12 protein-coding genes are annotated in these 15,638 nt (G+C 64.5%); 9 read left to right on the forward strand and 3 right to left on the reverse strand.

The genetic code is table 11. From position 1 onward, the window contains the following. Positions 1 to 164: 164 nt before the first annotated feature. The 9 genes from M0D43_RS00730 (at position 165) to M0D43_RS00770 (ending at position 12,419) form a co-directional block, all read left to right on the forward strand. The gene (locus M0D43_RS00730) at positions 165 to 2,249 is read left to right on the forward strand and encodes a putative bifunctional diguanylate cyclase/phosphodiesterase (RefSeq protein ID WP_260807684.1); all 2,085 of its coding nucleotides are present in this window, start codon (positions 165 to 167) and stop codon (positions 2,247 to 2,249) included. A 146-nt stretch (positions 2,250 to 2,395) separates the two neighbouring features. After that, complete coding sequence (gene flhB / locus M0D43_RS00735) at positions 2,396 to 3,526, forward strand: flagellar biosynthesis protein FlhB (protein ID WP_252163147.1); 1,131 nt, start codon at positions 2,396 to 2,398, stop codon at positions 3,524 to 3,526. A 17-nt stretch (positions 3,527 to 3,543) separates the two neighbouring features. Next, on the forward strand, positions 3,544 to 5,616 hold the full coding sequence (gene flhA / locus M0D43_RS00740; RefSeq protein WP_252165163.1) for a flagellar biosynthesis protein FlhA: 2,073 nt from the start codon (positions 3,544 to 3,546) through the stop codon (positions 5,614 to 5,616). Between the two features lie 780 nt (positions 5,617 to 6,396). Next, positions 6,397 to 8,082 (forward strand): flagellar biosynthesis GTPase FlhF, encoded by a 1,686-nt coding sequence (gene flhF / locus M0D43_RS00745; RefSeq protein WP_260807686.1) that lies wholly within the window; start codon positions 6,397 to 6,399, stop codon positions 8,080 to 8,082. Further along, entirely contained in the window at positions 8,069 to 8,953 is an 885-nt protein-coding gene (locus tag M0D43_RS00750) for a MinD/ParA family protein (RefSeq protein WP_005918202.1), read from the forward strand. The genes flhF and M0D43_RS00750 overlap by 14 nt, the downstream gene beginning before the upstream one ends. Further along, a complete protein-coding gene (locus tag M0D43_RS00755; protein ID WP_252163149.1) occupies positions 8,950 to 9,717 on the forward strand; it encodes an RNA polymerase sigma factor FliA in 768 nt (255 codons plus the stop codon). The genes M0D43_RS00750 and M0D43_RS00755 overlap by 4 nt, the downstream gene beginning before the upstream one ends. 22 nt (positions 9,718 to 9,739) lie before the next feature. Beyond that, the gene (gene cheY, locus M0D43_RS00760) at positions 9,740 to 10,132 is read left to right on the forward strand and encodes a chemotaxis response regulator CheY (RefSeq protein WP_002813536.1); all 393 of its coding nucleotides are present in this window, start codon (positions 9,740 to 9,742) and stop codon (positions 10,130 to 10,132) included. Then, positions 10,132 to 10,758, forward strand: coding sequence for a protein phosphatase CheZ (locus tag M0D43_RS00765; RefSeq protein ID WP_252163150.1), 627 nt, complete (start codon positions 10,132 to 10,134; stop codon positions 10,756 to 10,758). Before cheY ends, M0D43_RS00765 begins: the two co-directional genes overlap by 1 nt. Before the next feature lie 2 nt (positions 10,759 to 10,760). Continuing rightward, positions 10,761 to 12,419, forward strand: a complete 1,659-nt coding sequence (locus M0D43_RS00770; RefSeq protein WP_252163151.1) for a chemotaxis protein CheA — start codon at positions 10,761 to 10,763, stop codon at positions 12,417 to 12,419. A 224-nt stretch (positions 12,420 to 12,643) separates the two neighbouring features. Here M0D43_RS00770 and M0D43_RS00775 read toward each other — a convergent pair whose 3' ends face one another. The 3 genes from M0D43_RS00775 to M0D43_RS00785 form a co-directional block, all read right to left on the reverse strand. Further along, a complete protein-coding gene (locus M0D43_RS00775; protein WP_313905553.1) occupies positions 12,644 to 13,546 on the reverse strand; it encodes an XVIPCD domain-containing protein in 903 nt (300 codons plus the stop codon). A gap of 104 nt (positions 13,547 to 13,650) precedes the next feature. Continuing rightward, positions 13,651 to 14,199: a hypothetical protein gene (locus tag M0D43_RS00780; RefSeq protein WP_313905554.1), complete on the reverse strand. Its 549-nt coding sequence runs from the start codon at positions 14,197 to 14,199 to the stop codon at positions 13,651 to 13,653. Between the two features lie 920 nt (positions 14,200 to 15,119). After that, positions 15,120 to 15,638 (reverse strand): hypothetical protein, encoded by a 519-nt coding sequence (locus tag M0D43_RS00785; RefSeq protein WP_252163154.1) that lies wholly within the window; start codon positions 15,636 to 15,638, stop codon positions 15,120 to 15,122.

Below are 15,638 nucleotides of genomic sequence, written 5' to 3' on the forward strand. Positions count from 1 at the left end.
GCTGTGATTGGGCAGGTCGCCCGGGCGGCCGCAGCAGGTTGGAGCGTGCCGTCTCTGGCGGCAACGCACGGTTGATGACATTCGTCGCTCCCCTGCGCTCAAGAAGTCGCGCAGGGGGTCGCTAGGTCTTGGGCAACGCGTCTTTCGACGTGGGAACTGGATAGGTGGTCGGGACCTACAACCTTGGCATGGTGATGCTGTCGCTGGTGGTGGCCGTGCTGGCCTCCTACACCGCGCTGCAGCTGGCCGCACGGATGACTGCCAGTCGTGGCGGCTTCGCAGCCGCGTGGCTGGCGGGCGGCGCCATTGCCATGGGTATCGGCATCTGGTCGATGCACTTCATCGGCATGCTGGCGTTCCGGCTGCCGATTCCGGTGGGCTACGACCTGGCGTTGACGGTCTATTCGATGCTCGTGGCGATTCTGACCTCGGCGCTAGCGCTCTGGCTGACCTCGCGCGCGGATTTGCCCTTGCCACGGCTGGGCCTGGGTGCGCTGCTGATGGGGCTGGGCATTGCGCTGATGCATTACATGGGAATGGGCGCGCTGTGCATGGTCAAGGCCATCAGCTATGACCCACTGCTGTTCGGGCTGTCGATCGCCATTGCCATCGTCGCCGCTGCCGCTGCGTTATGGATCGCCTTCCGGCTGCGCCATGACGGGCAACGCTACAGCCTGCGCCTGATCGCCGCCGTGATCATGGGCGTGGCGATCGTGGGCATGCATTACACCGGCATGGCCGCCGCGCGGTTCGCGCCCGGCAGTTTGTGTGGAGGCGACGCCGATACGCAGCTGCCATTGTCGTGGCTGGCGGCAGTGGTGCTGGTGACCTTGGTCTTGCTGATGCTGGCACTGGTGATCTCGTTGCTGTCGCGCCGTTTTCAGCAGCGCACCGACGTGCTGACGCAATCGCTGGCCAAGGCCAATGCCGACCTCGCACTGGCGGCGCTGCACGACCCACTCACCCGCCTGCCCAACCGCGTGCTGCTGCACGAGCATCTCCTGAAGAACATCGAGCGCGCCCAGCGCGAGGGGCAGCGCTTTGCGGTGATGCTGATCAACCTGGACGGCTTCAAGGTGATCAACGACGGCTACGGCCATCAGCTGGGCGACCGCCTGCTGATGGTGGTGGCCGAGCGTTTGAACGCACACCGGCGCGCGCATGGCAGCCTGGCGCGGCTGGGCGCCGATGAGTTCGTGCTGGTGGCCGACATCGCCGACCCGGAAGATGGCGCCGCACTCGCCGCGCACCTGGTGCAGGCCTTGGCGGTGCCGTTTCTGGTCTCCAACCACGAACTGCGTCTGAGCAGCAGCATTGGCATTGCGCTATACCCGGAAGACGCCGACAGCGGTCCCCAGCTACTGACGCATGCCGACGCGGCGATGCACCATGCCAAGCACGCCAGCCGCAACCGCTACAGCTTTTTCGAACGCTCGATGACGGCCACCACCCGCGAGCGCCTGCAGTTGCTGCAGGAATTGCCGCGTGCGCTGGAGCTGGGCCAGTTCGTACTGCATTACCAGCCCAAATACTGTGCCGAGGACGGCCGCCCGATCGGCGCCGAAGCGCTGATCCGCTGGCAGAACCCCGAACGCGGCCTGGTGCCGCCGGACAGCTTCATTCCGCTGGCCGAACGCAGCGGCATGATCGGCCTGCTCGGCAGTTGGGTACTGCGGCAAGCCTGCCGCCAGATGCGTGACTGGCGCGAAGCCGGGCACGGCGACTGGCGGGTGGCGGTCAACCTGTCGGCGATCCAGCTGGCCTCGCCCAGCTTGCTGGACGAAGTGGCCACCACGCTCAGCGAGTTCACGCTGGCACCAGGCCAGCTCACCCTGGAAATCACCGAAACCATGGCCATGCGCGATGCCGACGCCTGCCTGCGCACCCTGGGTCAGCTCAACACGCTGGGTGTGCGCATCGCCATCGACGACTTCGGCACCGGCTATTCCAACCTGCTTTACCTGCGCAAGCTGCCGGCGCACGAGCTCAAGATCGACCGCAGCTTCGTGCAGGCCATGGACAGCAGTGCCGAAGACATCGCCATCGTGGCCGCCGTGGTGGCGCTGGCCCACACCATGCGTCTGCAGGTGGTGGCCGAAGGGGTGGAAACCACCGCCCAGCGCAATACCCTGGAACGGCTGGGTTGCGACCAGCTGCAAGGCTATCTGCTGGGCCGCCCGATGGATGCCGAACGCTTTATCGCCACCGTGGTTGCCCAGCGCGACGGCCCGCAACGCCTGGCAAGCTGAGCCGCCCACTGCAGCCACAACGTCCCGCCAGCGGTTCAAGCCGCAGCCACGGCGTGTCCGACTCCCCAATCCCGATTTCCGATTCCCGTCTCGACCACGTGGAACGCCGCTTGCATCAGCTAGGGTAATCCCCCACCGGCACCTCCATGTCTGAGTCCGAAGACGGCGGCGAGCGTACAGAGCTTCCCACCGAAAAACGCCTGCGCGAGGCCCGTGAGCAGGGCAACATCCCGCAATCGCGCGAGCTCTCGACGGCGGCCGTGTTCGGTGCCGGCGTGTTCGCACTGATGGCGCTGGCCCGCGGCATCGGCGATCGCGCCACCGTCTGGATGAAGACCGCGCTCAGCCCGGACCCGACGATGCGCGAAAACCCGATGGCGCTGTTCGGCCATTTCGGCGATCTGCTCCTGCAGTTGCTGTGGGTGATGCTGCCGCTGATCGGCATCTGCCTGGCCGCCGGCCTGGCCGGTCCGCTGCTGATGAGCGGCCTGCACTTTTCCAGTAAGGCGATCATGCCCGACCTCACCAAGCTCAACCCGGCCAACGGGATCAAGCGCATGTGGGGCAGCAATAGCCTGGCCGAGCTGGTCAAGTCGGTGCTGCGCCTGGTGTTCGTCGGTCTGGCTGCCAGTTTCTGCATCTCCAAGAGCCTGCCTGGTTTGCGCTCGCTGGTGAGCCAGCCGCTGGAACAGGCGGTCGGCAACGGGCTGGACTTCACCAAGAGCCTGCTGTTCTACACCGCCGGTGCGCTGGTGCTGCTGGCCGCCATCGACGCGCCGTACCAGAAATGGAACTGGATGCGGAAGCTGAAGATGACGCGCGAAGAGATCAAGCGCGAGATGAAGGAAAGCGAGGGCAGCCCAGAGGTGAAGGGCCGCATTCGCCAGATGCAGATGCAGATGTCGCAGCGCCAGATGATGGAAGCGGTGCCCAAGGCCGACGTGGTGCTGATGAACCCGACCCACTACGCGGTGGCGCTCAAGTACGAAGGCGGCAAGATGCGCGCCCCGATCGTGGTGGCCAAGGGCGTGGACGAAATGGCCTTCCGCATCCGCGAATCCGGCGAGCAGCACCGGGTGGCGATCGTCACCGCACCGCCTTTGGCACGCGCCTTGTATAGGGAAGCACAAATCGGCAAGGAAATTCCCGTGAGACTCTATTCGGTCGTGGCCCAGGTGCTCTCCTACGTCTACCAGCTGCGTGGCTGGAACGGCGGCCCGATGCCGGAATTGCCCTCGCTGGACGTGGATGAGTTCGGCAAGGGAGCCAGCGCATGAGCGCCCAGCCCGCCCCGATGAATGCCCGCCGCGTGATGGAGTTGCTGCGCAATGGCCTGGGCGCGCCGATGGCGCTGATGGCCATGCTGGCCATGCTGATGGTGCCGCTGGCCGCGCCGGTGCTGGATGCGTTGTTCACCTTCAACATCGCCATCTCGCTGATGGTGCTGCTGGCGGTGGTGTACGTGCAGCGCCCGCTGGAATTCACCATTTTCCCGATCGTGCTGCTGATGACCACGATGCTGCGGCTGGCGCTCAACGTCGCCTCCAGCCGCGTGATCCTGATCAACGGCCAGGACGGTCACGCCGCGGCCGGTAAGGTCATCGAGGCCTTCGGCCAGTTCGTGATCGGCGGCAACTACGCCGTGGGCATCGTGGTGTTCGCGATCCTGACCATCATCAACTTCGTGGTCATCACCAAGGGTGCCGGGCGCGTGTCGGAAGTGACCGCGCGCTTCATCCTGGACGCCATGCCCGGCAAGCAGATGGCCATCGACGCCGACCTCAACGCCGGTTTGCTGACGCGCGAGGAAGCCAAGGCCCGCCGCGAAGAGGTGCGCGAGGAAGCCGACTTCTACGGCGCGATGGACGGCGCCAACAAATTCATCCGCGGCGACGCCATCGCCGCGATCATGATCCTGTTCATCAACCTGGTCGGCGGCATGGCAGTGGGCATGCTCCAGCACGGCATGAGCTTCATGGATGCCGCGTCCACCTACACCCTGCTGTCGATCGGCGACGGTCTGGTGGCGCAGCTGCCGGCGTTGCTGGTGTCGTCCTCGGTCGCCTTGCTGGTGACCCGCGCCTCGCGTGCACAGGACATGCGCGGGGCCATGATCAGCCAGGTGTTCGGCCAGCACCGCGCGTTGGCGGTGGCCGCAGCCATCCTGGGCCTGGTCGGCCTGGTGCCGGGCATGCCCAACGTCGCGTTTTTGACGCTGGGTCTGATCCTGGGCGTGATCGCCTGGAAGATGTACAAACGCAGCCTGGTGGTTGCCCCGACCGGCGACCCCGCCACTGACCCGAAGGCCGCCGCGGCCGCCACTGCCGCACAGGCCAGCGCCGAACTGAGCTGGGACGAGCTGCGCCCGATCGACCCGCTGGGCCTGGAAGTGGGCTACCGGCTGATCCCGCTGGTGGACAAGAACCAGGGCGGCGAACTCATGGCGCGTATCAAGGGCGTGCGCCGCAAGCTCACCCAGGACATTGGCTTCCTGGTGCCGCCGGTGCACATCCGCGACAACCTGGAACTGTCCGCCAACGCCTACCGCCTGCTGGTGCACGGCGTGCCGGTGGCCACCGCAGAAATCTATTCCGACCGCGAGCTGGCGCTGGACCCGGGCGGCGCGCTCGGCCAGCTCGACGGCATCCCCGGCAAGGACCCGGCATTCGGCCTGGACGCCACCTGGATCCAGCCGCATCAACGCGCCTACGCCGAATCGATGGGCTACACCGTGGTCGACCCGGCCACCGTGGTCGCCACCCATCTGTCGCACCTGATCCGCGAACACGCCCCGGAACTGCTCGGCCATGAAGAAGTGCAGCAGCTGCTGGCGACGCTGGCCAAGACTGCGCCGAAGATGGTCGAAGATCTCACCCCCAAGGCGCTGCCGCTGTCGGTCGTGGTGCGCGTGCTGCAGAACTTGCTGATCGAGAAGATCCCGGTGCGCCAGCTACGCAAGATCGTCGAAGCACTGGTCGAACACGCCCCGCACAGCCAGGACCCGGCCACCCTCACTGCCGCCGTGCGTACCTCGCTGGGTCGCTTTATCGTGCAGGAAATCGCCGGCATGTCGGCCGAACTGCCGGTGTTCACCCTGGCCCCGCAGTTGGAGCGCGTGCTGCAGGAATCCACCCACGGCAATGGCGTGGCGTTGGAACCGGGCCTGGCCGAACGCCTGCACCAGAGCCTGGCCGAGTGCGTTGGCAAACAGGAAGCCCGCAACGAACCGGCGGTGGTGCTGGTACCCGGACAGGTGCGCGCCGCACTCGCCCGGTTGGTTCGCCACAGCGTGCCCAGCCTGTCGGTGCTGGCCTATAGCGAAGTACCGGAAGACAAGCGCCTGAAGCTGGTCGGTACGATTAGCTGAGCCGGCCAGGCACCGGCGCGTGCGCCCGCGGAACGCGAGCGCCCGTGCGGGCCTTCGACAGGCAAGACATGTCGGCAGACCGCAAGACCGGTCTGGCTTTCAGCGCCAGACCGGTCGCAGCATCTACCGCCGCGAGCCACGAAGCACTCAAGCTGCAGCAGGACCCCAAGGTTCCCAGGCGCTCGTGAGCCGATTGCACGCATGGCTTCCATGAAACACGTCGCACTGACGTCTTGGAGCCGGCCCAGGTCGCGACCAGGTGCTGCTGCGCATCCAACACCGTCCGGACTAGATCGCAGCGTTCGCTGGCGCCAGCAGTTATGCGCAGTGCTGCAGGCCGGCCCCTCATGTTCGCGCCGGAAATCCGCCACTCGGCTGAACGTCCAATCGATTGCATGGCACCGGCCGGCCAGATGTCTTCGCGCGGGCCTACCGCACGCCTCCCGGATCAATCGGAGCACTGCGCCCATCGCGGCACCGATGCCTCGCCCATCCAGAAGAATCCAATCAATACAGCGACTTGGATGCGCAGGCAGCGCTCGAACCCAGCACTTCCTCGCCACTTTCCAGCGTCAGCGCACCGCCAGAAACCCAGCACAACACGTTTTGGCACACCGCATGCATTAGCTCTGCCGACACCGCAGCAGCAGCACCGCTCCGGGGCGAACGCAGGACTTGGAACAACGACCGGGACAGGCAACTCATGACGCTGGCAACACACCCTCATTCATCGCGCACCCGTCCGGCGTCCGGCGGGTCCTGTTCCTGGAGGCACTTCGCATGAAAATCAAACGCTTCGTTGCCCCGGACATGCGCACCGCATTCCGCATGGTGCGTGAAGAACACGGCCCGGACGCAGTGATCCTGTCCAACCGCCGTACCGCTGAAGGCATCGAGATCGTCGCTGCCAGCAACTACGACGAAGAACTCGTGCAGCGCGCCCTGGAAACCGCGCGCTCCGAGACCCCGGCCGCCGCCCACAGCGAGCAGGCACCCATCCAGCAGGCGCCTGCCCCGCAAGCTCCGGCCAGGTCCGCCGCACCGGTACACGCCCCGCTCAAGCCGGCTGCCGATGCCAACGTGAGCCAGCGCCAGCGCGTTGCCAGCGCCGCTGAAGACATGATCGCCGCCATGGCGCTGCGTCAGCCGGTCAACGTGCCGCGCCAGGCGCCGGTTGCCGCGCCGATACGCACCGCCAGCATCCCTTCGCCGGCCGCCCAGGCACTGGCCCACGCGGTTGCCGTCACCACTGCCCCGCGTCAGGAACACGCGCTGTCGGCCGTGCCGGAACAGCTGTTCGCCGACTTTTTGACCACCGCCCCGGTGCAGCGCCCGGCCGTGCAGGCCGCTCCGGCGCAGGCGCTGAGCCCGGTGATGGCGGCGGCGCTCGCCACGCATGCCGGCTACGGCCAGGACGAAGACGACCGCGACGACGAAGCCGACTTCGACCTGGACGACGCGCTGCCGCAGATCCTGCCGCCGGCCGCGTTGCCGCCGATCGTCGTCGCCCCCGCCGCGCTGGCCGCGGTTCCGGTTGCCGCCGCGCCGGCCCCGCAGAACGACGAAGAACTCAAGCAGCTGCGTGGCGAACTGGCGCTGATGCGGCAGATGATCGAGCGCGAAATGAACCGCCTCACCGACGAGCGCCTGCGTGGCTCCCCGGTGCGTGCGCAGGCGCTGGAGCTGATGGACGACTATGGCTTCGATGCCGGCCTGACCCGCGATGTCGCCATGCAGATCCCGGCCGATACCGAATTGCACCGTGGCCGCGGGCTGATGCTGGGACTGCTGTCCAAGCGCCTGCCGGTGGCCCCGATCGACCCGCTGGAACGCGGCGGCGTGATCGCCCTGGTCGGCCCGACCGGTGCCGGCAAGACCACCACCATCGCCAAGCTGGCACAGCGCTTCGCCGCCCAGCACGCCCCGCGCGACGTCGCCCTGGTCACCACCGACACCTTGCGCGTCGGTGGCCGCGAGCAGCTGCACAGCTACGGCCGCCAGCTCGGTATCGCCGTGCACGAGGCCGACAGCGCCGAAAGCCTGCTCGAGCTGCTGGAGCGCCTGCGCGACTACAAGCTGGTGCTGATCGATACCGCCGGCATGGGCCAGCGCGACCGCGCCCTGGCCGCCCAGCTGAACTGGCTACGCGCCGCCCAGCAGGTGACGTCGCTGCTGGTGCTGCCCGCCAACTCCCATTTTGCCGACCTCGACGAGGTCGTGCGCCGCTTCGCCCACGCCAAGCCCCAAGGCGTGGTGCTGACCAAACTCGACGAGACCGGCCGCTTCGGCAGCGCCTTGTCGGTGGTGGTCGACCACCAAATGCCCATCACCTGGGTGACTGACGGACAGCGGGTCCCCGACGACCTGCACCGCGCCAATGCCGCCAGTCTCGTTCTTCGCCTTGAAGATTTGCGGCGCGCTGCCGATAAGCCCTGTACTCCGGAGCACAACCATGCAGTCGCGTGAATACGCCAAGCTGACCAACGCCTTCCCCCTGTCGGCGACCCGTCCCGAGCCCTTGGGCCCGGTGCGCACCATTGCCGTGACCGGCGGCAAGGGTGGCGTGGGGAAAACCAACATCTCTGCCAATCTGGCGGTGGCGCTTGCCGACATGGGCAAACGCACCCTGCTGCTGGACGCCGACCTGGGCCTGGCCAACCTGGACGTGGTCCTGGGCCTGGCGCCCAAGTACACCCTGGCCGACCTGATCGCCGGCCGCTGCACGCTGGATGAAGTGATCATCGAAGGCCCCGGCGGCGTGCTGGTGGTGCCGGCCGCCTCCGGTCGCCGCCACATGGCCGAACTGGCCCCGGCCCAGCACATCGGCCTGGTCAACGTGTTCTCCGAACTGGAACGCGACCTGGACGTGATGGTCATCGACACCGCCGCCGGCATCACCGACAGCGTGTTGACCTTCTGCCAGGCGGCCCAGGACACCGTGGTGGTGGTCTGCGACGAACCGGCCTCGATCACCGACGCCTACGCGCTGATCAAGGTGCTCTCGCGCGAACGCGGCGTGGACCGCCTGCAGATCATCGCCAACATGGTGCGCGACCCCAACGAAGGCCGCCTGCTGTACGACAAGCTCTCGCGCGTGTGCGAAAAGTTCCTGGGCGACGTGTCGCTGAACTATCTCGGCCACGTGCCGCAGGACGACTGGCTACGCCTGTCGGTGCAGCGTCAGCAACCCGTCATCAAGGCCTACCCCGCCAGTCCGTCGGCGCAGGCCATTGCCGAAATCGCACGCCGTACCTCGCGCTGGCAGGCTCCCACCGTGCCGCGCGGCAACGTCGAGTTCTTTGTCGAACGCATCATCCAACGGGGAGTGGCCGCATGAGCACCGCTACCGCAACCACGGCCAGCGCGCAGTACCGCGCCGTGCAGCGCAACAACGCCAACGACGTGGTGACCCAGCACGCGGACCTGGTCCGCCGCATCGCCCACCATCTGGCCGCGCGCCTGCCGGCCAGCGTGGAGGTAGACGACCTGATCCAGGCCGGCATGATCGGCCTGATCGAGGCCTCGCGCAGTTACGACTCCGAACAGGGCGCCTCGTTCGAAACCTATGCCTCGATCCGCATCCGCGGCTCGATGATCGACGAAATTCGTCGCGGCGACTGGGTGCCGCGCTCGGTGCACCGCCGCGCACGCGATGCCGCCGCCGCCGTGCGCAAGATCGAACAGCACACCGGCCGCGCTGCCGCCGCCACCGAAGTGGCCGCCGCAATGGAGATGCCGCTGCCCGATTACCTGCGTCTGATGGAAGATGCCGCCCGCGGCCAGGTGCTGAGCCTGGAATCGCGCATTGAAGATCACGGCGAGCTGGACACCACCGCCAAAGGCGGCCCCAATCCGCAGCAGATGATGGAGCGTGGCGAATTCGGCCGCGAACTGGGCAAGGCCATCGGCCAGTTGCCCGAGCGCGAGCAGCTGGTGCTGTCGCTGTACTACGAACAAGAATTGAATCTGAAAGAAATCGGCGCCGTGCTCGGTGTCAGCGAATCGCGCGTCTGCCAGATCCACGGCCAGGCGGTGGTGCGTTTGCGGGGCCGCCTCAAAGTCTTCGAACTGGCCGATGCCGGTGTCGAAATTGACGAATAATTTTTCGTGTTAGGAGCTTGATGTGAACAAGAACATGCGGATTTTGATCGTGGACGACTTCTCGACGATGCGACGCATCGTCAAGAATCTGTTGGGCGATCTGGGCTTCACCAATACCGCAGAGGCCGAGGACGGCAACAGCGCATTGGCTGCATTGCGGGCCGGCCCGTTCGATTTCGTGGTCACCGACTGGAACATGCCCGGCATGACCGGCATCGACCTGCTGCGCAACATCCGCGCCGACGCCAAGCTCAAGCACCTGCCGGTGATGATGGTGACCGCCGAAGCCAAGCGCGAGCAGATCATCGAAGCCGCACAGTGCGGCGTGAATGGTTACATCATCAAGCCGTTCACCGCGCAGACGCTGGAAGAGAAGCTGGGCAAGGTGTTCGAACGTCTGGCGGCGACCGCCTGATGAACGCCACCGTGGAAGCCGATGCCGAACGTGCCGCCTTGATCGAGCGCCTGCAACACGCGCTCGATGCACTGGAAAGCGGTGACCAGGTCGCCTGGCGGCGCGAGGTGGATCACCTCGCCGCCCTGCGCACGCGCCCGATGATGCAGAGCCTGAGCCGGCTCGCCCGCGAACTCGGCCAGGCACTGGGCGAACTGCCCACCGTGCCCGAAGAAGCCGGCGAGCTGGACGATGCGTGTTCGCGACTGGACCATGTGGTGGAAATGACCGAAAAGGCCAGCCACCGCACGCTGGATCTGGTCGAAGAATGCCGCGAACTGGCAAACCAGTTGCGCGACGGCGGTCTGAATCAGGACCAGGGCGCGCTGATGGACAAGATGCGACACAACCTGACCGAGCTATCGCTGGCGCAGAGCTACCAGGACCTGAGCGGGCAGATCATCCGTCGCGTGGCCGGCATCGTGCGGCGCGTGCACGAGGGCTTCGGTGCGCTCGGCCTGCCGCCAAAGAACATCGAACCGAAGAAAGACGACGGCGGTCTTGCCGGTCCTGCAGTCAAGGGCCTGGACCGTCATGCGGTGTCGCAAGACGACGCCGACGACCTGCTGTCAGGATTGGGGCTGTAACCATGAGTGCTGTTCCAGACGATATTGCTGCCGATTTCATCGTCGAGGCCCAGGAAATCCTGGATCGCCTCGGCGAACAGCTGGTGTCGCTGGAACAGGCGCCAGAAGAAGCCGACCAGCTCAACGCGGTGTTCCGCGGCTTCCACACGCTCAAGGGCGGCGCCGGCTTTCTGGCGATCAAGCCCATGGTGGAGCTGTGCCACGCCGCCGAAGAAACCCTCGGCATGGCACGGTCGGGCCAGGCGGTGCTGCAGGCGCATCACTTCGATGCCGCGCAGCAGTCGCTGGATTATCTCCAGGCGATGCTGGATGCAATGGGCTCGGGCGAAACCGTGCCGCATGCACCGGCCTCGCTGATTGCGCAGTTCGATGCCAAGAGCGGCCCGCCGGCGGTCAAGGCCGCACCGCAGGCGGCGGCCGCCAAGCCGGTGGCTGCCGCACACGGCGACGATGCGCATGCCCCCGCCCCCAAGGCGGCAGGCAAGGCCGCAGCCAAGAGCGGCGCCGAAGCCGAACAGACCGTGCGCGTGGACACCAAGCGCCTGGACGCCATCGTCAATCTGATCGGCGAACTGGTGCTGTCGCGCAACCGTTTGAAGACCTTGCGTACCCGTCTGCGCGACGAGGAACTGGACCGCGCGGTCAGTACGCTGGACATCGCCACCGCCCGCCTGCAGACCGCGGTCATGCGCACCCGCATGCAACCGGTCAGCAAGGTGTTCGCCCGCTTCCCCAAGGTGGCGCGCGATGTGGCGCGTACCTTGTCCAAGGAAGTGGAACTGGAACTGATCGGCGCCGAAACGGAACTGGACCGCAATCTGGTCGAAGCCCTGGCCGACCCGTTGGTGCACCTGGTGCGCAACGCCATCGACCACGGCATCGAATCGCCGGCCCTGCGCGAAGCCACCGGCAAGCCGCGGAGCGGCCATGTACGCCTGTCCGCACAGCAGGAAGGCGACTACGTCAGCATCGAGATCCAGGACGACGGCGCCGGCATCGACCCCGAACGCCTGCGCGAGATCGCCCGCAACAAGGGCCTGATCGATGCCGAAGCCGCTGCCCGCCTTAGCACCGACGAGTGCTTGCATCTCATTTTCATGCCGGGCTTTTCGACCAAGGCCGAAGTCACCGACATCTCCGGCCGCGGCGTGGGCATGGACGTGGTGCAATCGCGCATCCGCGAACTCAGCGGGCAGATCCAGATCCAGTCCGAACTGGGCCGCGGCAGCCGCTTCATGATCCGCGTGCCGCTGACGTTAGCGATTTTGCCGACCCTGCTGGTGCAGGCCGGCGAAGCCGTCTATGCATTACCGCTGGCCCGCGTGGTCGAGGTGCTGCACGCCCCGCAGACCTCGCTGGGCTGGTTCGACGGCCGCGCCGTGCTGGACCGCCGCTCGCATACCCTGCCGCTGATCGATCTGCGTCGCTGGCTGGGCGTGCCTGCCGAACAGCCGCCGCTACTGACGGTAGTGCTGCTGCAGGCCGGCGAAACCCGCTTCGGCCTGGTGGTGGACCAGGTCCGCGGCCGCGAGGAAGTGGTGATCAAGCCCCTGCCCCGCGCCCTGCGCGGCCTGCCCGGCTACGCCGGCGCCACCCTGATCGGCGACGGCCGCATGGCGCTGATCCTGGATGTGGATGGGCTGCGCTCCAGCGATCATTGATTTTCGGGAATCGGGAATCGGGAATCGGGAATCGGGAATCGGGAATCGGCAAGACGATCTGGTCTGCCTGATTTGACGACAACGGCCGCGTACTGCGGCTGTTGTCGTTTCACCACCAGCATCGCTGCCGATCTATGTCGCTACGCGCGCACGCATGGGCGCGATGGTTTGGCGACGGCCAGGCTGCCGTGGAAGTGAACCTGGAACCGTTATTTCACTAGCCCTCACACCATCCGGTGTTGAGGCGCAATCGACTGCTCTCGCTGTTGCTCCTGCTGCGGGGATTGCTGTTGGCGCTGAGTTTCGCCCAAGGCCTGTAATTGCGCCAAGGATTGCTCGACGGGCTGCGCAATCGCATCACTCGTCTTCGTATGCGCCATCTTGTGAGCGGGATCGTTCAACGCACCTTCCACAACGAAGACGTTCTCGCCCTGCCGCACGGACTTGGTGTTCTCGCTCAGCACGACATGATCGATTCGCGACAGCCCGTTCTCTTTGGCTAAATACGCGCTGCTTGCTGCCAGCCGTGCGCTGTTGTCGTCGTACTCGCGGCCGAGACCTTGCTCAAGGCGGCGAACGGCCTCTTCTGCTTGGTGATGCAGCGGATCTGTTGGCAGCACTCTCGCGAGCGGTGTTGCTTCCTGTAGTGGAGATACCTGCTCACCGGGCGGCTGCGCCTCACCAATCACCTTCTGCCAAAGTTCCTGCTTGGGCTTCGGATTGTTGTGCTCCTTATTCAACTCACTTTTAGGCACAGGAGCAGGAATGCTCTTGATATCATCTACGTTTTCTACGGGTCTGATATCCCCCTCAAAGCCTTTATCAATTCCATCTTTTGTCTTCCGGTGCAGTCCAGCGTGATTGAGCGCATCCCATGTGAAGTCGATACAACTGTTTGTAGCACCGTGATATTCCATATTGAACCCGTGCCTAGCAGGGGCCGCGCCGAAGGCCTCCAGCTTTTCATACTGCGCCTTATCGATCTCCATCGTGCGTGAGTAATATGGTTTTTGGTAGGTATCGACGTCATTGAACGAAACTTTTCCTGGCCCGCTAGCCTCGCCATGCTTGATGGGCGAGAACCCATAACTTTTGACAGTCGTTCCGTCGTCAATCGAGTAGTACATATGGCCACCGAAGGATGTGCCTCCGGCCATCAACGGCGTACCTGCGGCAGCGACGTAGACAGTGACTGCATAGTGCTTTTCATGATCATCCATGCTCATTCCCCTCACTTTCCTTTGTAGGTGTAAGCGACAAGAAGTTGAGCATTAGCCGCAACCAGCGCCTCGGCGTTCTGATCAAAGCGCAGTTTGAGCCGATAACGGCCTGGCTGGACAGCATTGCTATAGCCGAACGCCAACTCCCTGGACGCGGTCTGTTCAGTAGACAAACCGGCGTCTTGCAGCGTCGTACCGTCCGCATCAAAAGCGAACAGACCAGGAGCCATACCATCAGCTGACAAGGGAATGGACGCCTGCTGACCTACTCCCACACGCTGACTACGCTGCAATTCCACGGAGACCGGACCGGATGGTTCAATACGCTCCAAGTGGAGCTCGGCCGAAACACCAGCGCCAATCAGCCTGTCAGCACTTTGGTAGACGGCAGTTGGATCGACACCGGTGATCCGCACACCGATGAAAACGGGAGGAGTCGCGTCGTCGGGCAGTGCGGGCACATCGAATTCCAGCTCTGTAGGCCCACGATCATGTGGGGTCAAACTCCGTACCAACGGGACGACCGTTCTCATCTCTATCTGCTCCTTTGCGATAGGCACGTTTGCAGGCGGCGATTGCATGCTGCAGCCAGCGATCAGACAGGCAATCAATGCCGTGAGTGCAAAGCGCATTGGATCGTTTGCAAGGGGCACGGCCTTTCTCCAATAAGTGTTGGTGCTGCAGGGGGAATTTTGACAGTTTTTTCAATGTCATCGTGTCATGCACGCCTCTCAAGTACCCCCAATGCCCTATGCACGCATTGCTTTATGAGGCCTGACAACTCCAGGGCTGAGTGACATGTCCGCTACCTCAACTTATCGGATATAGGCCCATTCGACGCATTTGTGCGCTACCAACTCTTGCGGTTCCGCAGCTTCACCTCTTGGGAAAACCTCTACACGCATCCCTGGGTGGAAAAGCTCGAGCTTTGGATTTCCGCGCTGGAAGAGTTAGCGACCTCAACCTTGATAGCGGCAACCAAAGACATCGCCACCGGTAAGTGTTCGTGCGGCCAAGTGTTGATCTTGGGGCCCGCAGAGCAAGCCGGTGACAAGGAATCTTCTGCCCTAGCACCAAGTGCAACGCCAGCTACATCTCAATCAAGGACGATCCAGAGCATGGGATCGAAAAGATTCCGGCCGTCGGCCTTCGCTGCAAATGCACGGCCATGGTCCCTTAGCCCCTACCAGGCTTCTCAAGCCAACCGTCTGCCCCAACTGCAAGGCATCCGTTCGTGCGCATATCGGCGCTGACGTGATGATGCTTTCCGACCCACCCATGCGCGAAGACGAATCGAGCAGCTAGTTGCACCTCAAGTCCGACACCTCGTCTACGCCCGGCAGGCCGCGTGGCGGTATGGGCGCGATTGTTTGGCGACGGCTGGGCTGCAGTGGAAATGAACCTGGAACCGTTATTTCACATCGTCCCTAACCCGCTACTTTTCAAAGGGATGAGCCGCTCCACCGGCGAACAGAGTCAACTATTCAGCCGTCTTATGATCATAAACGCATTTGCGCGCTTGTTCGTAAGCTGTGGTAGGAATGACTACATCGAATTGCTTAGTGGTTGGGATAAGCGTAGAGGGCTCCGAAGAGTGCAGCAGGAAGGCATCGCCGCCGCCCTCTCGACGGAACCAGCCGATGTGCATCCCGGGAAGGCCGGTCCCCGCCTTACGGAACGGGAAGCGCATAGCACTAGCGTCTGCTGCTTCATTCCAACGCAAGGCGCCCAATGGCACGACGACACTGTCCGTCCCGGCCCGCAGCATGAGGGCGTTCCCACTGATGCTCACGCGTGCGCTCCTAGCTTGCCAGACCAAGAAACCGGCTATCGCTAAATTGGCCAAGACAACGATCACAAGAGCCCCCTTCTTCAACGGTGTCGGGGCCTTGCCAGCAAAGTACAGAAACGCAACGAAAGCCAGAGCGAACACGAATGGGCCGAAAATACCTAAGTATGTTTTCCCAGTGGCCAAGTGCAGCGGGATGTCACAGTTCAT

The organism is Xanthomonas prunicola, from assembly GCF_025266575.1.
Lineage (GTDB): Bacteria > Pseudomonadota > Gammaproteobacteria > Xanthomonadales > Xanthomonadaceae > Xanthomonas > Xanthomonas prunicola.